Genomic DNA, 19,491 nt, shown 5'->3' with positions numbered 1-19,491 from the left:
GCAATGGCTAACATGCGCGTAGAGGTCATCACACTGTTCCCTGAGATGTTCTCGGCCATCACCGAGCACGGCATTACCAGCCGCGCGGTCAAGCAGGGTTTGTTGCAACTGACCTGCTGGAACCCGCGAAGCTACACCACAGACCGGCACCACACCGTGGACGACCGGCCCTTTGGCGGTGGCCCCGGCATGGTGATGAAGGTCAAGCCCTTGGAAGATGCACTGGCCCAGGCCAGGCAGGCAGCCGGGGAAGCGGCGAAGGTGATCTACCTGTCCCCGCAAGGTCGCCCGCTCACGCAGGCGGCTGTGAAGGAACTGGCGAACGGGCAATCATTGATTCTCATCGCCGGGCGTTACGAAGGCATCGACGAGCGGTTCATTCAAGCGCATGTCGATGAAGAGTGGTCGATTGGCGATTATGTGCTGTCTGGCGGTGAGCTAGCGGCGATGGTTCTGGTCGATGCGGTTACCCGGTTGCTGCCCGGAGCTTTAGGGCATGCAGGCTCGGCGGAAGAAGATTCCTTCACCGACGGCTTGCTTGATTGCCCGCATTACACCCGGCCTGAGGTGTATGCGGAACGCCGTGTACCCGACGTGTTGCTTAGCGGCAACCATGCACATATCCGGCGTTGGCGTTTGATGCAGTCCCTTGGGCGGACGCACGAACGGCGGCCCGATCTTCTGGAAAGTCGCTCACTTTCTGGAGAAGAGCAGAAGCTGCTGGCGGAATATCTCCGCGAGCGGGACGATAGTTAACGTATCGATGGTAAACCTGGCGGTTTGCCTTAGGAGCACAGCATGACCAACAAAATCATTCTGCAACTCGAAGCCGAGCAGATGACCAAGGAAATCCCTCCTTTTGCCCCGGGCGACACCGTTGTCGTTCAGGTCAAGGTGAAAGAAGGCGAGCGTAGCCGCTTGCAGGCCTTCGAGGGTGTCGTTATCGGTAAGCGTAACCGTGGCGTCAATAGCGCATTCACCGTGCGCAAGATCTCCAATGGCGTGGGCGTAGAGCGTACCTTCCAAACGTACAGCCCAGCCATCGACAGCCTGGCCGTGAAACGTCGTGGTGACGTGCGCAAAGCCAAGCTGTACTACTTGCGTGACCTGTCTGGTAAAGCCGCGCGCATCAAGGAAAAACTGTCTTGATGGCGGCGCTACCGCGCTAAAAAAGCGGCCTTCGGGCTGCTTTTTTTTTGTTCAGCATTTAGCCAAAGCGTTCCCTGGCCCTTGCCAGCAGAACATTGAGCGTGGCGCCGTACCAGCGGCGCGGCTCAGCGCGTGTTGCGGCGCCGTTAACCATCGATTTATCGCGACCCCATGCATCTGCTGCTAGCCATGGCTCTCGCCTGAAGGTGGAGGTAGAGACGTTTGTCGTAAGGGTGTATAGACGCACTGGCTGGAACTCTATTAAAAAATTTTAATTTTGCCACTATTGACGAGTAACTCCGCTTTACTATTTCCACAGTTTTCTAAATTCCTGCAATACTTGCCGCTCGATTGAGCGGTTGTGGATTTTTCTCGCTGTGTTTTAATTGCTTTGGGCGCCCACCTGAAACTAAGTAATGCGAGGTGGATTTATGGATGAATTTAAAGTTTTAACAGAGCCTGGAGTATCTATACTTCCTGCAATGACTAAAATGACTGCGGGGCAATTTCTACAATCACCTTCGAAGCAATGTAAGCTAATGATGCAGCCTGATTGCAATCTTGTGCTTTTGGATGGCGTGACGGAAATATGGGTTGCCAATAGTAATCAGGCCTACAGTACGCATTATAGATTCAAGAAAAGATCGGGGCAGCCAGAGGCAACCATGGCTTACTATTTTAGAGTCAATCAGCCCTGCATGAAACAGGCCTGGGGTACTATCGGTTATTCGTCACTAGGGAATGATTATAACGCTGCAAAGCATAGAGCTTATCTGTCATTGCAAGATGATGGAAATATCGTGGTAATTGATAGGCAGCCACTATGGGCGCATAATAAGTCCCTTTGGACGTTTTCCTCGATACCCGTTGGTCAATTGTTCGATAGCGGTTTCCAAATGCGTCCTGGTCAGAGCTTTACTTCAGGTGGCGCGAGGCTCGAGTTTCGTGAGGGTGGGAACCTGATAGCCTTGAATTCCGCTGGCAGCGTTACCTGGTCCACGGAAACCGCTGGGAGGGGCGTAGATCGTGCAGTCATGCAGGATGATGGGAACTTTGTGGTTTACGCCGCCGATACCTCTGTATGGTCCACTAACGCTGCAGGACACATCGGGGCGTTTGCCCAGCTTCCTGTTGCGGAATATAAGGCGGTGTGGGCTAGGTTTGGCGTCGCACAAAAGAAGCGCCGGAAAAATAAGTTGTTCGGCCCGTTTGATATTCCGGTCCTGAAGGTCGTTGACTTTGTCAAAGGGCAGTAATGGTGGATGTTGGGGTTTGCACTGAGGGTAGTGCAAACTCCTATAAGACTAATCTATCGTCCGGCTTCCAAATTTTATCTGGTTGTATATGCTGTAGGGTAGTAGTGCCGTGTCAGCGGCTAGGGAAAGCCCAATGTCAAAGACTGTTAAATGTAAGCCTAGGTCAGGTCTTTTGGGGTTGTCATTGTCTGCATTTAGCATGCAAAAATTGTAGGTGATGCCACCATACATATAGGGTGTTGTGGTGCAATGGCTGTTTCGGGTTCTCATATCTTGCCTGAGATCATTCTGATCTTGAAGCGACCGGATCGTTCCGCAGCCGTTAAGTAAAAATATCGCGAAAATGAATACGTTTTTTTTTATTTTCATCATGGGGTCCTGTTTTTTATAAATTTTAGAGTCATCCTCTAGATCTGTATATTTATAAGTTTTTTCAGGGTTTTTCTTTATCTACTCACGGCTCTGCGCCCCCATCGCGCAGCTTAAGTGGTTACGTGATTAGCCTCTCAAGCTTCCCAGTATTGCCAAGAGAATCGGGTCGGTAGCGAAAGGGCGGATACCCGGCTAGCGATAGGCACCAGGCACCAGGCACCGGCGCTCAGTGTCCCATGCCTGCCTCAAAAGCCTGGTTTTTCGAGGAAGCTACCGCTAGGCTGGCCACCACTCTTCTACCCTATCGTTCCCATGCCCGCCCTCGACCACCCCCTGATCGACCAATTTCTCGACGCCCTCTGGTTGGAAAAAGGCCTGTCGGACAACAGCCGCAGCGCTTACCGCAGCGACTTGGCGCTGTTCAACGGTTGGTTGGCCGAGCGCAACGTTCTGCTGCCACAGGCTGGCCGTGAGGCGATTCTCGACCATCTGGCCTGGCGCCTAGAGCACGCCTACCAACCGCGTTCAACCGCGCGGTTCTTGTCGGGCGTGCGGGGGTTCTACCGTTACCTGCTGCGCGAGCAGCTGATTGCCGTAGACCCGACACTGCTGGTGGAGATGCCGCGCTTGGGTAAACCGTTGCCCAAGTCGTTGTCCGAGGCCGATGTTGAGGCGCTTTTGAGCGCGCCAGACACCGCCACCGCGCTGGGCATGCGCGACCGGGCAATGCTTGAGGTGCTGTACGCCTGCGGCTTGCGCGTGTCGGAGCTGGTGGGGCTGCGGCTGGATGAGATCAACCTGCGCCAGGGCGTGCTGCGGGTGATGGGCAAGGGCAATAAGGAACGCCTGGTGCCGATGGGGGAGGAGGCGATCACCTGGCTGGAGCGCTTTTTGCGCCAAGACCGTAGCGAACTGCTCGGCGGCCGCCCCAGCGATGTGGTGTTTCCCAGCCTGCGTGGCGAGCAGATGACCCGGCAAACCTTCTGGCACCGAATCAAGCACCATGCGGTGGTGGCCGGGATCGACAAAAGCCTGTCGCCGCACACCCTGCGCCATGCGTTCGCCACCCATTTGCTCAACCATGGCGCCGACCTGCGATCGGTGCAGATGCTGCTGGGGCACAGCGATTTGTCCACCACCCAGATCTACACCCACGTGGCCCGCGCTCGCCTGCAGGAGCTGCATGCGCGTCATCACCCGCGTGGTTGAGGCAGTCGGCTGGCAAGCCCTTATGTGGTAGGCTTGCACGGTTCGAATGCCCGGGGCCCTGCTGTGCCCGTAACCGGGCGATCTGCCCGCTGCTTTACGGAGTTCCCATGCGCGTGACCCGACTATTCGCCGCTGCCGCCCTGGCGCTGGCCAGCACCCTGGTACAGGCCGACGACGCCGAGCAGGCGATACGCAAAACCCTGACCAGCCTGCAACTGGATGTACCCGTCGACAGCATCGCCAGCAGCCCTTTGAATGGCCTGTACGAAGTTCGCCTGCAGGGCGGCCGGGTGCTGTACGCCAGTGCCGACGGCCAATACGTGATGCAGGGGTATCTTTACCAGCTCAAGGACGGCAAACCGGTGAACCTCACCGAGCAAACCGAGCGGGCGGGCGTCGCCAAGTTGATCGACGCCATTCCGCAGGCCGAGATGGTGGTGTTCCCGGCCAAGGGTGATGCCAAGTCGCACATCACCGTATTCACCGACACCACCTGCCCCTATTGCCAGAAGCTCCACGCCGAAGTGCCCAAGCTCAATGCCATGGGCATCGAAGTGCGCTACCTGGCGTTCCCGCGCCAAGGCCTGAACTCGCCCGGCGACCAGCAGTTGCAGGCGGTGTGGTGCTCCAAAGACCGCCCCGTGTCGCTGTCGAAGATGATCGAGGGCAAGAGTGTGGACGCGCCCCAATGCGATAACCCGGTGAGCAAGCAATTCGCCCTGGGCCAGCAGATTGGCGTGAACGGCACCCCGGCGATCATCCTGGAAAACGGCCAGATGGTCCCGGGTTACCAGCCGGCGGCGCAGGTGGCGAAGCTCGCCCTGGACGCCAAGGGCTAAACGATTCAAGCGCGCCGCCCGAGGGGGCGGTGGTATTCGCGGCCGGCATAGCAGCCGGCCGTTTCATGGGGAGTTCAGAGTGAAACCGGTCAAAGTAGGCATCTGTGGGTTGGGTACCGTCGGGGGCGGCACCTTCAATGTACTCAAGCGCAACGCCGAGGAGATTGCCCGCCGTGCCGGGCGCGGTATTGAGGTGGCCCAAGTCGCCTTGCGTTCGCCAAACCCGCAGTGCGAGATTACCGGTACCCCTACCACCGCCGACGTGTTCGAGGTGGCCAGCAACCCCGACATCGACATTGTCATAGAGCTGATCGGTGGCTACACCATCGCCCGCGAGCTGGTGCTCAAGGCCATCGACAACGGCAAGCACGTGGTCACCGCCAACAAGGCGCTGATCGCCGTGCACGGTAATGAAATCTTCGCTCGCGCCCGCGAGAAGGGCGTGATCGTCGCCTTCGAGGCGGCGGTGGCCGGCGGTATCCCGGTGATCAAGGCCATTCGCGAAGGCTTGTCGGCCAACCGTATCAATTGGGTGGCGGGCATCATCAACGGCACGGGCAACTTCATCCTCACCGAGATGCGCGAGAAGGGCCGCACCTTCCCCGACGTGCTGACCGAGGCGCAGGCGCTGGGCTATGCCGAAGCAGACCCCACCTTCGATGTCGAAGGTATCGATGCCGCGCACAAGCTGACTATCCTGGCCTCCATCGCCTTTGGCATACCCCTGCAATTCGACAAGGCCTACACCGAAGGCATCACCCAACTGACCACGGCCGACGTGAACTACGCCGAAGCCCTGGGCTATCGGATCAAGCACCTGGGTGTGGCGCGCTGCACCGAGGCCGGTATCGAGCTTCGCGTGCATCCTACGCTGATCCCGGCCGATCGCCTGATCGCCAACGTCAACGGCGTGATGAACGCGGTCATGGTCAACGGCGATGCGGTAGGCTCCACGTTGTACTACGGCGCCGGTGCCGGCATGGAGCCGACTGCCTCGGCGGTGGTCGCCGACCTGGTCGACGTGGTTCGCGCGATGACCAGCGACCCGGAAAACCGCGTGCCGCACCTGGCGTTCCAGCCTGATTCGTTGTCGGCGCACCCGATCCTGCCCATCGACGCATGCGAGAGCGCTTATTACCTGCGCATCCAGGCCAAAGATCACCCAGGGGTATTGGCCCAGGTGGCGACCATTCTTTCCGAGCGCGGCATCAACATCGAATCGATCATGCAGAAGGAAGCCGAGGAACACGACGGCCTGGTGCCGATGATCCTGCTCACCCACCGGGTGGTCGAGAAGCGCATCGACGATGCTATCGCCGCGCTGGAGGCCCTCGAAGGCGTGGCTGGCAAGGTCGTTCGGATTCGTGTCGAACATTTGGGTTAACACAAAGGTTGGGCTTTTCAACTTGCAGCTTGAGGCTGGTAGCTTGTGGCGGGCGCCGCGGCTCTAGCCCACGAAGGATTTAAACATGCGCTACATCAGTACCCGCGGCAAAGCCCCGGCCCTGAATTTCGAAGACGTGCTGCTCACCGGCCTTGCCAGCGACGGCGGCCTTTACGTGCCGGAAAACCTGCCGCACTTCACCGTGGAAGAGATCGCCTCATGGGCCGGCCTGCCGTACCACGAGCTGGCGTTCCGGGTAATGCGCCCATTTGTGAGCGGCAGCATCCCGGATGCCGATTTCAAACGCATACTGGCGCAAACCTACGCCACCTTTGCCCACCCAGCGGTGGCGCCGCTGCGCCAGCTAGAGGGCAACGAATGGGTGATGGAACTGTTCCATGGCCCCACCCTTGCGTTCAAAGACTTTGCCCTGCAACTGCTCGGGCGCCTGCTCGATTATGTGCTGGCCAAGCGCAACGAACGCGTGGTGATCATCGGTGCCACCAGTGGCGATACCGGTTCGGCGGCGATCGAGGGCTGCCGGCGTTGTGAAAACGTGGATATCTTCATCCTGCACCCGCACCAGCGGGTGTCGGAAGTGCAGCGCCGGCAAATGACGACGATCTTCGGCGAGAACATTCACAACATTGCCATCGAAGGCAACTTCGACGACTGCCAGGAAATGGTCAAGGCCAGCTTCGCCGACCAGGGTTTCCTAAAGGGTACCCGGCTGGTGGCGGTCAACTCGATCAACTGGGCACGGATCATGGCCCAGATCGTTTACTATTTCCATGCGGCGCTGCAACTGGGCGGCCCGGCCCGTTCGGTGGCGTTCTCGGTGCCCACCGGCAACTTCGGCGACATCTTCGCCGGCTATCTGGCGCGCAACATGGGCCTGCCGATCAGCCAGTTGGTGGTGGCCACCAACCGCAACGACATCCTGCACCGCTTCATGAGCGGTAACCAGTATGTGAAAGGCACACTGCACCCGACCCTGTCGCCGTCGATGGACATAATGGTGTCGTCGAACTTCGAGCGCTTGCTGTTCGACCTGCACGGTCGCAATGGCGAGGCTATCGCGCAGTTGATGGCGAGCTTCAAGCTCGGCGGCGGTTTCAGCGTTGAGCCAGACCGGTGGACCGAGGCTCGCACGCTATTCGACTCACTGGCGGTGGACGATGAGCAGACCTGCCAGGCCATCGCCGAGGTGTTCGCTGCCACCGGCGAAGTGCTCGACCCGCATACCGCGATTGGCGTCAAGGCCGCCCGTGAATGCCGGCGCAGCCTGGATACGCCGATGGTGGTGCTGGGTACTGCGCACCCGGTGAAATTCCCCGACGCGGTCGAACAGGCCGGCGTGGGCAAGGCCCTGGCCCTGCCGGCCCACCTCGAAGACCTGTTCCAGCGGCCGGAGCGTTGCACCGTGCTGCCGAACGACCTGGCTGCGGTGCAGGCGTTCGTGGCTGAGCACGGCAACCGCGGCAAGCCGCTTTAACGCTTGCGTTAAGGGTATCGGACTTTTCCCTGGGTATTTTCGGAAAAGTCCTATACCGCTGCTTTTGGCAAACCTCTAATGTGCCCGGCGTCTCGATGCCCACCGTTGGAGGTGTGCCATGCATTCGCTCGATGTTCTCGTTGTCGATCGCCAACCTGGCCAATTGCTTTCGTTGCACCAGGCGCTCAATGCCTGCGGGGTGTTCAAGGTGCGCGTGGCCGATACGGCCGGCCGTATCCGCGAAGCGTTACGCCAGCCCCGGCCGCTGGACATCGCCCTGCTCGACAGCCGCCTCGACCTTCCCCTGCTCGATGAACTGAGTGCCCGCCAACCGCGCTGCGCGCTGGTGCTGCGTGGAGAAGGGCCTGTCAGCGCGCTAGAACTACAAGCCCGCCAAGATGGCCTGTGGGTGCTGGGCCATTTGCCCTGGAACGCCCCCGTTCACCGGTTGCACGCGCTGCTGGGGCATTACCGCCAGTTGGCCCGGCCAGGCTGTGTGGCCTGACCCCTCGGGCTCCAACGTTTCACCTATGCCGAAAGGCCGCTTATCTCACCGGTGCCGTAGAACTTTTGCGCAAGCGCAACGGTCATTGGTAGGCAGTGATTCGTTTAATGGATAACGAGGGTGATCAATGGAAAACATCAGCCAAATGCTTACCGAAGCCCTGGCCCCTTATAGCGTCAGCCTGGTGCCTTCGGATCGCAGAGATCATGTGCTGCTTGCTGTCACCGACTCGTTGGGTTCTACCGTGCTTGCACGTGAATTTCATCTGATCCAACTCGCCGACACCCGTTCGCTGACCGACGTTGTCGATGGGTTGCACCGCGACCTGCTGATCGCTGAAGGGCGCCTGGAACCGTCGGTTATCGCAGCCCTACGCGGCGCTTCGGCCGCCAGTGCGATGCTCGCCGGGCTTCGCTGATACCCGCCGGAACCTTCTTCGGGCCGTGGGTTCGAAACCATTACGGACAGGAAACGGCATTGTGCTCCGGTGCCGTGTGCCTGCCCCGCAGGTCCCGAAGGTCGGGACACTGGTTAACCCCGTATGGCTTCCCCTCCGTGCGGGGTTTCTTTTGCCCGCCCGGTCAACCACCGGCATCGCTGCCAGCGGCCCGGTCTTCCACGGCGAAAAAACGCTTGGCGTCTTGCAGGTAGCCCTGGCGCATGCCCTCGTCGAGCCAGCGGGCATATAACGGCGGCAAGGTATTCTGGCGCAGGGGCCTGAGTTGGGCATTGATGGCCTGGACCGCCGTCGCGCCCTCGGGTGTTTTCGAGCAACCGATATGGGTGAACTTATAGTGGCTATCGCCCAGGACCGGCAAGAATCGCAGGGTGTTCAGGGCAATGCCCTGTTGCTGGGCGAGGTAGCGCACTTCTGTCCAATAGCCGAGAAACGCTTGCACGCGCCCCAAGTGTTCCATTTGCATGAGGTTGCTGGTGGCATCGTTGCCGTAATGCGGCACCAACGCCTGCGCTGGCGCCTGGGCCAGCATGGGGTCGATGACCTGGCCATAGCTGCGCCCAGGTACAATGCCTACCTGCATCGCCGACTTATCCAGCAGTGCCGGTAAGTTCACCGCGCCATTGACCATATAGGGCTGCAACAGCGGCAGGTCTTGCACCCTCACGATCAGGCCATTGCTCAATGTGGCGAACGCCCGTAGCGAGAACGTCACAAAGCGTGCGCGTTCGCCGCTCCATAGCAGCGTAGGGTCGCAATACAGCCCACGTTCCTTGAGCATCTGGGTGCTGCGCGCGCGGTTCACGCGCAAAAATATGTGGTGGTACTGCGGCATTTGCAGCGTCAGTTGCGCGAGCATTTGGTCTACCGCACCCTGGCCTTTTTGCGGGCCCTCGAAAATGGTCAGCGGTGGGAACTCCCGCATCAGCCAGGTTAAGGTTGGCTGTGCCTGGGCTGCCTGCCAGGGCAGCAGGGCAAGCACCAAGGCGCCGAGTGTGCCTAACAACCAAGAATTCATTGCATATAGTCGCCAGCTCCGATCATAGGCGGCCTAGAGTGGCCAATCATAAGCACCGGCAGGCACGCCTAAAGCCCACCTTGTACCACAGCGCCCCCGGTGCGACGCAAGCCGGCGCTTGCGGTAGACTGTGCGCCCCGTTCCAGCGACCAGAAGCGAACCATGGCCCAGCCGTCTACCCCGTATAAGTTCGAACTCAACCTGACCGACACCGACCGTGGGGTGTACCAAAGCCTGCGCACGACCATTGCCCGCCACCCGTCCGAAACCGAAGAACGCATGGCCGTGCGCCTGTTGGCTTATGCCTTGTGGTACAACGAGCAACTGGCCTTCGGCCGCGGGTTATCGGACGTAGACGAACCGGCGTTATGGGAAAAAAGCCTGGACGACCGTGTACTGCATTGGATCGAAGTGGGCCAACCCGACCTCGACCGCCTGACCTGGTGCTCGCGCCGTGCCGAGCGCACCAGCCTGTTGGCCTATGGCAGCTTGCGTGTATGGCAGGGCAAGGTAGCAGACGCCGCGCGCCACTTGAAAAACCTGCACATTGCCGCCGTGCCGCAAGAGGTATTGGCCGTATTGGCCAGCCACATGCCCCGAACCATCCAGTGGGATGTGATGATCAGCGATGGCGCGGTGTTCGTCACCGATGATCGTGGCCAGCACGAAGTTCAGCTGCAATGGTTGCTAGGTGAGCGTGGCTAAGGCATGGTGGCGCGTGTTTTCAATGCTGCTGACCATCGCCCATGCGTATCGAACCGCGCCCCACGCCTGCTCAATTGCCGTTTCTCGGTGACCTACCGCCCTTGCTGACCCGCTTGTATGCCGCGCGCGGCGTGACCTGCCAGCAAGACCTCGACAAACGCCTGGCGCGCTTGCTGCCCTACCAGCAACTCAAGGGCATCGATGCGGCCGTCGATTTGTTGGTGCAGGCTCTGGCCCAGGGCCAACGCATGTTGATCGTCGGCGACTTCGACGCCGATGGCGCCACCGCCAGCGCGGTGGCGGTGTTGGGCTTGCGCTTGCTCGGTGCCGCCCATGTCGATTACCTGGTGCCCAGCCGGTTCAAGTTCGGCTACGGCTTGACCCCGGAAATCGTCGAAGTGGCGGTGCAGCGCCAGCCACAGTTGTTGATCACCGTCGACAATGGCATTGCCAGCGTTGAAGGCGTGGCGGCGGCCAAAGCCGCTGGGCTGAAGGTACTGGTCACCGACCACCACCTGCCAGGCGAGGTGCTGCCGGCGGCCGATGCGATCGTGAACCCCAACCAGCCCGGTTGCACCTTCCCCAGCAAGGCTTTGGCCGGCGTAGGGGTGATCTTTTACGTGTTGATGGCCCTGCGTGCGCGCCTGCGCGACATGGGCCGGTTCAGCCAGGCCGCGCAGCCGAACATCGGCGAATTGCTCGACCTGGTAGCCTTGGGCAGCGTGGCCGACGTGGTGCCATTGGACGCCAATAACCGCATCCTGGTGCACCAGGGTTTGGAGCGCATCCGCGCCGGCCGTGCCCGCCCAGGCATCAAGGCGTTGCTCGACGTGGCGCGGCGCGATGCCGCGCGCATCAGCGCTACGGACCTTGGGTTCATTCTTGGCCCACGCCTCAATGCCGCCGGCCGGCTCGATGACATGAGCCTGGGCATCGAGTGCCTGCTTTGCGAAGACCCGGCCTTGGCGCGCGACATCGCTGCCGAACTCGACGGCCTGAACCAAGACCGCAAATCGATCGAACAGAGCATGCAGCGTGAAGCGCTGGCACAGCTTAAGGATTTGCCTGAGCATGGCCTGCCGTTCGGCCTGTGCCTGTTCGACCCCGAATGGCACCAAGGGGTGATCGGCATCTTGGCCTCACGGTTGAAGGAGCGCTATCACCGGCCTACCATCGCCTTTGCCGATGCCGGTGAGGGCACGCTCAAAGGCTCGGCCCGGTCGGTGCCGGGCCTGCACATCCGTGATGCGCTCAGCGCGGTAGCCGCCCGCCACCCTGGTTTGATAAGCAAGTACGGCGGCCACGCAATGGCCGCCGGCCTGACCTTGCCACAGGCGAACCTGGGCACCTTCCAGGCGGCCTTCGACGAAGAAGTGCGCCGGCACTTGGCGGCCGACGACCTGGCCGGGCGCTTATACAGTGACGGCGTGTTGGCGGTAGAAGAGTTTCACCTGGAAATGGCACGCGCACTGCGCCATGCCGGCCCTTGGGGCCAGCACTTTCCCGAGCCGATGTTCCACGGGGTGTTCCAGTTGGTTGACCAGCGCCTGGTCGGCGAGCGGCACCTTAAGGTCGCGCTCAAAAGCGAATGCGGGCGGGCGCGGCTCGACGGCATTTGCTTTGGCGTGGACCTCGCTATCTGGCCCAACGCCTCGGTGAAATGGGTAGACCTGGCCTATAAGCTCGACCTGAACGAATTCCGTGGCGTGGAAAGCGTGCAGTTGCTGATCGCGCACATTCAACCGCGCTGAAGGGGCGCTTTTGTGGTCTAGGCTTAGACGATGCTGTTTAACCTGCTACGAGGTGTCCCATGAGCTTGCTGCTAGAACCCTATACGTTGCGCCAACTGACACTTCGCAACCGCATTGTCGTTTCGCCGATGTGCCAGTATTCATGCGCCGACGGTTTCGCCAACGATTGGCACCTGGTGCACTTGGGCAGCCGCGCCGTGGGTGGGGCCGGGTTGGTGTTCAGCGAAGCCACCGCGGTGACGGCCGACGGGCGGATCACCGCTGAAGACCTGGGGCTATGGAAAGACGAGCAGATCGCCCCGTTACAACGCATCACCCGCTTCATCATTTCGCAGGGCGCGGTCCCGGCGATCCAATTGGCCCATGCCGGGCGCAAGGCCAGCACGTACCGGCCATGGCTGGGCAAGGTGGGTAGCTTGCCAGCACAAGAGGGTGGCTGGACACCCGTAGGCCCGTCGAAGATCGCCTTCGACCCTAAGCACACCACGCCCACGGAACTGACCGACGAACAGATCATGCTGGTGATCCAGGCGTTCGTCGATGCCGCCAAGCGTGCCCTGGCCGCTAATTTCAAGGTGGTCGAAGTGCACGCGGCCCACGGTTACCTACTGCATCAGTTTTTATCACCGCTGAGCAACCAGCGCAGTGACCGCTACGGTGGCAGCTTCGAGAACCGGACTCTGCTGGTGCGCCAAGTCACCAAGGCCGTACGGGACATATGGCCGCAGGAACTGCCGGTGTTCGTGCGGGTGTCGGCCACCGATTGGGTGGAAGACGGCTGGAACCCCGACGAAACGGTGGAGCTGGCGCGCCAACTGCGCGAGTTGGGCGCCGACCTGATCGACGTGTCGTCTGGCGGCACCGCGGCCAGTGCGGAAATACCCACCGGCCCAGGTTACCAGACACGTTTTGCCGAGCGCGTGCGCAAAGAAGCAGACATCGCCACCGGCACGGTGGGGATGATCACCGACCCGGCGCAGGCCGAGCACATTTTGCGCACCGGCCAGGCCGACTTGATTTTCCTGGCACGCGAACTGCTGCGCGACCCCTACTGGCCACTGCACGCCGACGACGAACTGGGTGGGCGCAAGGCAACCTGGCCGGCCCAATATCAGCGTGCCACCCACCGCGACCAGCCGGTTCATGAGTCGAACTTGAGGGATTAGTGGGTGCCTGCGGCGCTGCGAGCAACCTGTCGGTTCGCTTGCAGCGTGCCGCTTGGCAGGGCCTTAGCCCTTATTCATATACATATTTGCGCTTGCCTGGCGCTGGCGGGAAATACTGGTACAACCAGGTTTCCGACAGCGTGCGCGCCCCGGTGCGGATGAACCCCCGCAGGTTCACCGGCTCCACGCTATCGTTGGTGGGGTACCAGTCGAACAGTACGCGCACGCCCTTGATGTTCGGCAGTTGGATGATCTGGAAGTCCTGCACTTTGCCGTTGCTGGCGGTGATTACCGGCTCGATATCCGGGATCGTGGTCAGGTTGCCAGCCACCGCTTGTGTGGGCAGGTGCTCGATGCCGCCGCCGGCGAAGTCCACGGCAAAACGCCGCGCCCAAACCTCTGGATAATGCTCCCCCGGTGCCCACCCCTCACGGAAGCCGCCCATGCCGGTGCGGGTGGCGTGCACCCGCGCCAGCGGCGTGCTCACCGGGGGCAGTGGCGCCCAATAAAGCTTGTAGCCGAAGCCCAGGGTATCGCCGGCCTTGATCGGTTGCTTGGGCGTCCAGAACACCACGATGTTGTCCAGCGTCTCGCCGGTGGTGGGCATTTCCATCATGTCGACCGAGCCTTCACCCCAGGCGGTGGTGGGCTCCACCCACAAACTGGGGCGCTTGTCGTACTGGTCGATGGTGTCTTCGTAGGTTTCGAAGGCCCGGTCGGTCTGCACCAAGCCGAAGCCCTTGGGGTCTTTGTCTTCGAAGGCATTGAACTGGATGCGCAGCGGGTTGTTCAGTGGCCGGCACACCCATTCGCCGTTGCCACGCCACATCGCCAAGCGATCGGAATCGTGGATTTGCGGGTGGAGGGTGTCGCACATGCGCCGCTCGTTAGTGCCGCAACTGAACATGCTGGTCATCGGTGTGATGCCCAGTTGCTTGATCGCCGTGCGCGCATACACTTGCATCTGCACGTCCATGACCACTTGTTCGGCCTGGCAGTCGATGTCGAAGCGGTAGGCACCGGTGACGCTGGGCGATTCGAGCAGGGCATAGACTACGCAACGCGAACCGTTCGGGGTGCTGGGCGCTTCGAACCAGAAGCGGGTGAAGTCGGGGAACTCTTCCGGGCCGCCGGCATAGGTGTTGACCGCCAAGCCCCGCGCGGACAGCCCGTATTGGCGGTTCTTGTCGATGGCGCGGAAGTAGCTGGCGCCGACGAACGAAACGATGTCGTTACGGGCCAGTTCAGGCGCCTTGAACAGGCGAAAGCCTGCAAAGCCAAGGTCGGCCTTGCCCTTGAGTTGGGCTTCGTCCACGCCGCTGTCGCGATAGTTGAACAGTTCCGGGCGGAAGTGGATCTCGCGCGCCTGCTTACTTTTGCTATCGACGCTGTACATGCGCACGGGGGTTTTAAAGCCCATGCCTACATGGAAGAACTGCACGTCGATCTGCCGGCCCTTGTTCTCGTTCCAAAGCGAGTGCTCGGCATCGTAGCGAATAGCATTGAAATTCAAAGGCTCAAGGTTGGCCAACGTAGGTGGCAGCACTTGCTTGCGGTCGATATAGGCTTTGCCAGCGAGGTCTTTGGCAAGTTTTTTCAGCGTATCGAAATCAAAGAATTCGATGTCGCCATCGGCGGGCTCGGCGGCCAGCGCCTGGGCGGTGAAGAACGATGTGGAGGACAGACCGGTATAGGCCGCCAGGGCCATGGACGCTTTGAGCAGACTCCTGCGATGCATAGAGAAACCTGTTCCTGAAGGGTAGTAATCCCGGTTGCTTCCAGCAGCCAGAGGATTGTGCGAAGGTGCCCAGGCAAACCATCGACCGGGCGCAAAAGACCTTTACAGAGAGTTCACATGGCCTAATCGGTTCGCACAATACCCAAGAAAAATCACCGATGCATGCACAATGGTGGCAGTACGGCCGGTTTCCCGGCCTCTGTTGCGCGGTTCTTTTGTTTCAATGTTTGAACATGACATGGCGCACGCAGGTGTAATCCTCCAAGCCATAGATAGACATATCTTTGCCATAGCCAGAGTGCTTTTGCCCGCCATGCGGCATTTCGCTGACCAGCATGAAGTGCGTGTTCACCCAGGTGCAGCCGTATTGCAAACGTGCGCTGAGGCGGTGGGCACGGCCTACGTCGGCGGTCCATAAAGACGATGCCAAGCCGTAGTCGGAATCGTTGGCCCATTCGAGCACTTGGTCTTCGTCACTGAACGCGGTCACCGTCACCACCGGGCCGAAAATCTCACGGCGTACCGCTTCGTCGTCTTGCCGCACATCGGCCAACACCGTGGGCTCGAAGAAAAACCCGCCGCCGGCGATGGCCTTGCCGCCCGTGACCAGGCGGATGTGCGGTTGCGCCAGCGCACGTTCGACGAACGCCGCCACCCGGTCGCGGTGGGCAGCACTGACCAGTGGCCCCAGCTCGGTGCTGTCGTCGCCCTGCGGGCCATGCTTGAGGGTGGCCACGGCCGCGCCGAGCTTTTCCACGAAGCGCTCGTAAATCGCCTGGTGCGCGTAGATCCGGCACGCGGCGGTGCAGTCTTGGCCAGCGTTGTAGTAGCCGAACGTGCGAATGCCCTCTACTGCCGCGTCGATGTCGGCGTCGTCGAAGATGATCACCGGCGCTTTGCCGCCCAGCTCCATGTGCAGGCGCTTCACTTGCCCGGCGGTGCCGGCGATGATGCCGCTGCCGGTGGCGATGGAGCCCGTGAGCGAGACCATGCGGACCTTGGGGTGTTGCACCAGCGGCGTGCCCACCGTGGCGCCGCGGCCGAACACCAGGTTCAGTACCCCGGGCGGGAAAATGCCCTGGGCCAACTCGCCCAGGCGCAGGGCGGTCAGCGGGGTCAGCTCCGACGGCTTGAGCACCACGGTATTGCCGGCGGCCAAGGCTGGGGCGACCTTCCAGGCGAGCATCATCAGCGGGTAGTTCCACGGCGCGATAGACGCCACCACACCGACCGGATCGCGGCGAATCATCGAGGTATGCCCCGGCAGGTACTCACCGGCGGCCGAACCGCCCAGGCAGCGTGCGGCGCCGGCAAAAAAGCGGAACACGTCGGCGATCGCCGGCAATTCATCGTTCAGCGCCGCTTGTAAAGGCTTGCCGCAGTTGTCCGATTCGAGCTTGGCCAGCTCGGGGGCATGGGCATCTAGGGTGTCGGCCAGCTTGAGCAACGCCAGCGCGCGGTCTTTCGGGGCGGTTTGCGCCCAGCCTGGGAACGCGCTGTGCGCCGCACGCACGGCGGCATCTACCTGGGCTTCGCTGGCTTCGGCGATATCTACCAGGGTGTTACCGCTGGCCGGGTCCAACACGGCCTGCGAAGCGCCTTCGCCGGCCACCAGTTGGCCGTTGATCAGCATCGAGGTTTGCATGAAAAGGCTCCTTTACCGGGGGGTTATTTGTCGCTGCCGGCTACGCTGTCGCCGTCACGGGTGAGGTACCAGGCGCCCAGGATGGGCAGCATGGTTGCCAGCATCACCAGCAGCGCGACCACGTTGGTCACCGGCACATCGCGTGGCCGGCTGAGCTGGTTAAGCAACCAAATCGGCAGCGTTCGCTCATGCCCGGCGGTGAAGGTGGTCACGATGATTTCATCGAACGACAGCGCGAAGGCCAGCATGCCACCGGCCAGCAACGCCGAGCCGAGGTTGGGCAACATGATATAGCGGAAGGTTTGCCAACCGTCGGCGCCCAGGTCCAGCGAGGCTTCTATCTGGCTATGGGCGGTGCGGCGCAGGCGCCCGACCACGTTGTTGTAAACGATGACCACGCAAAAGGTGGCGTGGCCGATCACGATGGTGACCAACCCAGGCGCAATGCCCAGCGCCTTGAACGCCGAGAGCAAGGCTAGGCCGGTAACGATGCCGGGCAGGGCGATAGGCAGAATCAACAGCAGCGAAATTGCGCTTTTACCAAAAAACGTGCGGCGGTACAGGGCTAGCGATGCCAAGCTGCCCAGCACCAGCGCGATCAGCGTCGCCAGGGCGGCCACCTGCAGCGACAGCTTCACCGCCTCCAGCACGTCGGCACGGCCCAGGGCGATGCCCAGCCATTTGAGGGTAAACCCCCGTGGCGGGAAGCTGAAGGCGGCGTCTTCAGTGTTGAATGCATACACCACGATCAACAAGATCGGCGCATGCAGGAAAGCAAGGCCGCCCCAGGCCAACAGGCGCAAAGGCATGCCCGCGCGTTCAGAGTGCATCGAAGGCCCCCAGGCGTTTGACGATGGCAAGGTAAGCGGCGATCAACACGATCGGCACCAGGGTGAAGGCGGCGGCCATTGGTAGGTTGCCGATGGCCCCCTGCTGGGCGTAAACCATGCTGCCGATGAAATAACCGGGCGGGCCCACCAATTGGGGCACGATGAAGTCGCCCAGGGTCAGCGAGAAGGTAAAGATCGAACCGGCGGCGATACCTGGCACCGCCAGCGGCAATACTACGTGAACGAACGTCTGCCGCGGTGTGGCACCCAGGTCGGCCGAGGCTTGCAACAGCGACGGCGGCAAGCGTTCCAGCGCTGCCTGAATCGGCAGGATCATGAACGGCAGCCAAATGTACACGAACACCAAAAAACGCCCCAGGTGCGAGGTAGACAGCGTGCTGCCACCCAGCCAGGGCAGGCCCAGCAACCACAGCAACGCCGGTTCCAGGCCCAGGTGCGCGAGGAACCACTGCAGCACCCCGCCCTTGGCCAGCAGCAAGGTCCAGGAATAGGCCTTGACGATGTAGCTGGCCCACATCGGCAGCATCACGGCGATGTAGAAAAATGCTTTCATCCGCCCCCGCGTGTAGCGAGCCATGTACCAGGCGATGGGGAAGGCGAGCAAGGCGCTGGCGATCGACACGGCCACGGCCATGGCCAGGGTGCGCAGAATGATGTCGAGGTTCGCGGCATTGAACAGCGCCACCAGGTTGGCCAGGGTCAGCTCGGGCGTGACCGCCATGCTGAAGTCGTCGAAGGTATACAGCCCCTGCCACAACAAATTGGCCAGCGAACCCAGGTATACCGCGCCGAACCAGGCCAATGGCGGCAACAGCAGCAGCGCCAGGTACAGGCCCGGGCGCCGGTACAACAGGTTGGCCAGGCGCCGCCGCGGGCCCGGTGCGGTGCCGCCGGTGCGGTGTTCCAGGGCGAGGTTCATGGCAGCACCTGGGCGTCGTGTAAATAGGTCATCGCCGCCCGTGGCCAGCGCGCGGTAATCCGCTGGCCCGGCTGCCAGGCAGGGGCCTGGCCCTGCCGGTGGTCGTTGGCCTGGCTCACGGTCAACGGCTGGCCGTTGTCCAGGCGCAGCTCGATACGGGTGGCGCTGCCCTGGAACTGTACGTCGTGCACGAACGCACTCACCTGTACCTCGTCACTGGCCGCCTCACCCTGGGCGAAGCGGATGTGTTCGGGGCGGATCGAAAACGCCCGCGGCTGCCCGCACAGGCGCTGGGCCAACTCGCCGCGCAGCACATTGGAGGTGCCGACGAATTCGGCCACGAAGGCCGTTTGCGGTTTTAGGTAAAGCTCCCGCGGGCTGGCCACCTGCTCGATGCGCCCGTGGTTGAACACCGCCACCCGATCAGACATCGACAACGCTTCGGTTTGGTCGTGGGTCACGAATACGAATGTGATGCCCAATTGGCGTTGCAGCTTCTTCAGCTCGCTTTGCATCTGCTCGCGCAGTTTCAAGTCCAGCGCGCCCAAGGGTTCGTCGAGCAGCAGCACCCGCGGCCGGTTCACCAAGGCCCTGGCCAAGGCCACCCGCTGCCGCTGGCCGCCGGAAAGCTGCGCCGGCCGGCGTTCGCCAAATTCGCCCAGGGCCACCATCTGCAAGGCTTCCCGGGCCCGCGTGCGGCGCTCGGCGGCGGCCACGCCCTTGACCTTCAGGCCGTAGGCAACGTTGTCTTGCACGTTCATGTGCGGGAACAGGGCGTAGTCCTGGAACACCGTGTTCACGTCGCGCAGGTAGGGCGGCACGCCGGCGGCCTCTTCGCCATGCAGCCGGATCGAGCCGGCGCTGGGTTGCTCGAAGCCTGCGATCAAGCGCAGGCAGGTGGTTTTGCCCGACCCCGACGGGCCGAGCATCGAAAAGAATTCGCCATCGGGTATCGACAGCGACACGTTATCCACCGCCCGGGTATTGCCGAACAGGCGCGACACGCCGGTAAATTGCACGGCCTCGGTCATG

The 19,491-nt window shown here is 61.5% G+C and carries 19 protein-coding genes; 12 read left to right on the top strand and 7 right to left on the bottom strand.

Features of this window, described 5'->3' with window-relative positions; genetic code table 11:
• Window positions 1-3: 3 nt before the first annotated feature.
• The 3 genes from trmD to HAQ05_RS22520 all read left to right on the top strand — a co-directional run bounded on the left by trmD (window position 4) and on the right by HAQ05_RS22520 (window position 2,405).
• On the top strand, window positions 4-756 hold the full coding sequence (gene trmD / locus HAQ05_RS22530; RefSeq protein WP_190424774.1) for a tRNA (guanosine(37)-N1)-methyltransferase TrmD: 753 nt from the start codon (window positions 4-6) through the stop codon (window positions 754-756).
• A 42-nt stretch (window positions 757-798) separates the two neighbouring features.
• Window positions 799-1,149, top strand: a complete 351-nt coding sequence (gene rplS, locus HAQ05_RS22525) for a 50S ribosomal protein L19 (RefSeq protein WP_190424772.1) — start codon at window positions 799-801, stop codon at window positions 1,147-1,149.
• Between the two features lie 431 nt (window positions 1,150-1,580).
• Complete coding sequence (locus tag HAQ05_RS22520; protein WP_190424770.1) at window positions 1,581-2,405, top strand: hypothetical protein; 825 nt, start codon at window positions 1,581-1,583, stop codon at window positions 2,403-2,405.
• Between the two features lie 48 nt (window positions 2,406-2,453).
• Here HAQ05_RS22520 and HAQ05_RS29545 read toward each other — a convergent pair whose 3' ends face one another.
• A complete protein-coding gene (locus HAQ05_RS29545; protein ID WP_420825792.1) occupies window positions 2,454-2,636 on the bottom strand; it encodes a YceK/YidQ family lipoprotein in 183 nt (60 codons plus the stop codon).
• 453 nt (window positions 2,637-3,089) lie between these two features.
• Between HAQ05_RS29545 and xerD the strand changes: the two genes are divergently transcribed.
• From xerD to HAQ05_RS22485, 6 genes are all read left to right on the top strand, one after another.
• Window positions 3,090-3,986 carry a site-specific tyrosine recombinase XerD gene (gene xerD, locus HAQ05_RS22510; protein WP_190424766.1) on the top strand — a complete coding sequence of 299 codons (897 nt, stop codon included), beginning with the start codon at window positions 3,090-3,092 and terminating at the stop codon, window positions 3,984-3,986.
• A gap of 107 nt (window positions 3,987-4,093) precedes the next feature.
• Window positions 4,094-4,825 (top strand): bifunctional protein-disulfide isomerase/oxidoreductase DsbC, encoded by a 732-nt coding sequence (gene dsbC, locus HAQ05_RS22505; protein ID WP_190424764.1) that lies wholly within the window; start codon window positions 4,094-4,096, stop codon window positions 4,823-4,825.
• Between the two features lie 79 nt (window positions 4,826-4,904).
• A complete protein-coding gene (locus tag HAQ05_RS22500) occupies window positions 4,905-6,209 on the top strand; it encodes a homoserine dehydrogenase (protein ID WP_190424762.1) in 1,305 nt (434 codons plus the stop codon).
• Window positions 6,210-6,294: 85 nt separating this feature from the next.
• Complete coding sequence (gene thrC / locus HAQ05_RS22495) at window positions 6,295-7,704, top strand: threonine synthase (RefSeq protein ID WP_190424760.1); 1,410 nt, start codon at window positions 6,295-6,297, stop codon at window positions 7,702-7,704.
• A 118-nt stretch (window positions 7,705-7,822) separates the two neighbouring features.
• Window positions 7,823-8,209, top strand: a complete 387-nt coding sequence (locus HAQ05_RS22490; RefSeq protein ID WP_190424758.1) for a response regulator — start codon at window positions 7,823-7,825, stop codon at window positions 8,207-8,209.
• A gap of 127 nt (window positions 8,210-8,336) precedes the next feature.
• Window positions 8,337-8,627 carry a DUF3509 domain-containing protein gene (locus HAQ05_RS22485; protein WP_190424756.1) on the top strand — a complete coding sequence of 97 codons (291 nt, stop codon included), beginning with the start codon at window positions 8,337-8,339 and terminating at the stop codon, window positions 8,625-8,627.
• Between the two features lie 163 nt (window positions 8,628-8,790).
• On the opposite strand, the gene HAQ05_RS22480 is transcribed toward HAQ05_RS22485, so the two are convergent.
• Window positions 8,791-9,684 (bottom strand): TIGR02285 family protein, encoded by an 894-nt coding sequence (locus HAQ05_RS22480; protein WP_190424754.1) that lies wholly within the window; start codon window positions 9,682-9,684, stop codon window positions 8,791-8,793.
• Between the two features lie 162 nt (window positions 9,685-9,846).
• Here HAQ05_RS22480 and HAQ05_RS22475 point away from each other — a divergent pair, with 162 nt between their 5' ends.
• From HAQ05_RS22475 to HAQ05_RS22465, 3 genes are read left to right on the top strand one after another with little or no spacing between them, the layout of a single operon-like run.
• Window positions 9,847-10,389: a YaeQ family protein gene (locus HAQ05_RS22475; RefSeq protein ID WP_190424752.1), complete on the top strand. Its 543-nt coding sequence runs from the start codon at window positions 9,847-9,849 to the stop codon at window positions 10,387-10,389.
• Between the two features lie 41 nt (window positions 10,390-10,430).
• On the top strand, window positions 10,431-12,140 hold the full coding sequence (recJ, locus tag HAQ05_RS22470; RefSeq protein ID WP_190424750.1) for a single-stranded-DNA-specific exonuclease RecJ: 1,710 nt from the start codon (window positions 10,431-10,433) through the stop codon (window positions 12,138-12,140).
• Window positions 12,141-12,199: 59 nt separating this feature from the next.
• Window positions 12,200-13,306 (top strand): NADH:flavin oxidoreductase/NADH oxidase, encoded by a 1,107-nt coding sequence (locus HAQ05_RS22465; RefSeq protein WP_190424748.1) that lies wholly within the window; start codon window positions 12,200-12,202, stop codon window positions 13,304-13,306.
• 70 nt (window positions 13,307-13,376) lie between these two features.
• Here the strand turns inward: HAQ05_RS22465 and HAQ05_RS22460 are convergent, their stop codons facing one another.
• The 5 genes from HAQ05_RS22460 to HAQ05_RS22440 form a co-directional block, all read right to left on the bottom strand.
• Entirely contained in the window at window positions 13,377-15,044 is a 1,668-nt protein-coding gene (locus HAQ05_RS22460; RefSeq protein WP_190424746.1) for an OpgD/OpgG family glucan biosynthesis protein, read from the bottom strand.
• Between the two features lie 220 nt (window positions 15,045-15,264).
• Window positions 15,265-16,689 (bottom strand): gamma-aminobutyraldehyde dehydrogenase, encoded by a 1,425-nt coding sequence (locus tag HAQ05_RS22455; protein ID WP_190424744.1) that lies wholly within the window; start codon window positions 16,687-16,689, stop codon window positions 15,265-15,267.
• Between the two features lie 23 nt (window positions 16,690-16,712).
• Window positions 16,713-17,519 (bottom strand): ABC transporter permease, encoded by an 807-nt coding sequence (locus HAQ05_RS22450; RefSeq protein ID WP_190424742.1) that lies wholly within the window; start codon window positions 17,517-17,519, stop codon window positions 16,713-16,715.
• The gene (locus tag HAQ05_RS22445; protein WP_190424740.1) at window positions 17,509-18,459 is read right to left on the bottom strand and encodes an ABC transporter permease; all 951 of its coding nucleotides are present in this window, start codon (window positions 18,457-18,459) and stop codon (window positions 17,509-17,511) included. Before HAQ05_RS22445 ends, HAQ05_RS22450 begins: the two co-directional genes overlap by 11 nt.
• Window positions 18,456-19,490, bottom strand: coding sequence for an ABC transporter ATP-binding protein (locus HAQ05_RS22440; RefSeq protein ID WP_190424738.1), 1,035 nt, complete (start codon window positions 19,488-19,490; stop codon window positions 18,456-18,458). The genes HAQ05_RS22445 and HAQ05_RS22440 overlap by 4 nt, the downstream gene beginning before the upstream one ends.
• Window position 19,491 lies beyond the last annotated feature (1 nt).

The sequence above is a fragment of the Pseudomonas typographi genome, from assembly GCF_014694385.1.
GTDB lineage: Bacteria > Pseudomonadota > Gammaproteobacteria > Pseudomonadales > Pseudomonadaceae > Aquipseudomonas > Aquipseudomonas typographi.
This window is presented reverse-complemented; position numbering and strand designations above follow the sequence as displayed.

Excerpts from the sequence above, each read along its gene's own strand:
- trmD (WP_190424774.1), top strand. The coding sequence starts at position 4 with ATGGCTAACATGCGCGTAGAGGTCATCACACTGTTCCCTGAGATGTTC.
- rplS (WP_190424772.1), top strand. The coding sequence starts at position 799 with ATGACCAACAAAATCATTCTGCAACTCGAAGCCGAGCAGATGACCAAG.
- HAQ05_RS22520 (WP_190424770.1), top strand. The coding sequence starts at position 1,581 with ATGGATGAATTTAAAGTTTTAACAGAGCCTGGAGTATCTATACTTCCT.
- HAQ05_RS29545 (WP_420825792.1), bottom strand. The coding sequence starts at position 2,636 with ATGTATGGTGGCATCACCTACAATTTTTGCATGCTAAATGCAGACAAT.
- xerD (WP_190424766.1), top strand. The coding sequence starts at position 3,090 with ATGCCCGCCCTCGACCACCCCCTGATCGACCAATTTCTCGACGCCCTC.
- dsbC (WP_190424764.1), top strand. The coding sequence starts at position 4,094 with ATGCGCGTGACCCGACTATTCGCCGCTGCCGCCCTGGCGCTGGCCAGC.
- thrC (WP_190424760.1), top strand. The coding sequence starts at position 6,295 with ATGCGCTACATCAGTACCCGCGGCAAAGCCCCGGCCCTGAATTTCGAA.
- HAQ05_RS22490 (WP_190424758.1), top strand. The coding sequence starts at position 7,823 with ATGCATTCGCTCGATGTTCTCGTTGTCGATCGCCAACCTGGCCAATTG.
- HAQ05_RS22485 (WP_190424756.1), top strand. The coding sequence starts at position 8,337 with ATGGAAAACATCAGCCAAATGCTTACCGAAGCCCTGGCCCCTTATAGC.
- HAQ05_RS22480 (WP_190424754.1), bottom strand. The coding sequence starts at position 9,684 with ATGAATTCTTGGTTGTTAGGCACACTCGGCGCCTTGGTGCTTGCCCTG.
- HAQ05_RS22475 (WP_190424752.1), top strand. The coding sequence starts at position 9,847 with ATGGCCCAGCCGTCTACCCCGTATAAGTTCGAACTCAACCTGACCGAC.
- recJ (WP_190424750.1), top strand. The coding sequence starts at position 10,431 with ATGCGTATCGAACCGCGCCCCACGCCTGCTCAATTGCCGTTTCTCGGT.
- HAQ05_RS22465 (WP_190424748.1), top strand. The coding sequence starts at position 12,200 with ATGAGCTTGCTGCTAGAACCCTATACGTTGCGCCAACTGACACTTCGC.
- HAQ05_RS22460 (WP_190424746.1), bottom strand. The coding sequence starts at position 15,044 with ATGCATCGCAGGAGTCTGCTCAAAGCGTCCATGGCCCTGGCGGCCTAT.
- HAQ05_RS22455 (WP_190424744.1), bottom strand. The coding sequence starts at position 16,689 with ATGCAAACCTCGATGCTGATCAACGGCCAACTGGTGGCCGGCGAAGGC.
- HAQ05_RS22450 (WP_190424742.1), bottom strand. The coding sequence starts at position 17,519 with ATGCACTCTGAACGCGCGGGCATGCCTTTGCGCCTGTTGGCCTGGGGC.
- HAQ05_RS22445 (WP_190424740.1), bottom strand. The coding sequence starts at position 18,459 with ATGAACCTCGCCCTGGAACACCGCACCGGCGGCACCGCACCGGGCCCG.
- HAQ05_RS22440 (WP_190424738.1), bottom strand. The coding sequence starts at position 19,490 with ATGACCGAGGCCGTGCAATTTACCGGCGTGTCGCGCCTGTTCGGCAAT.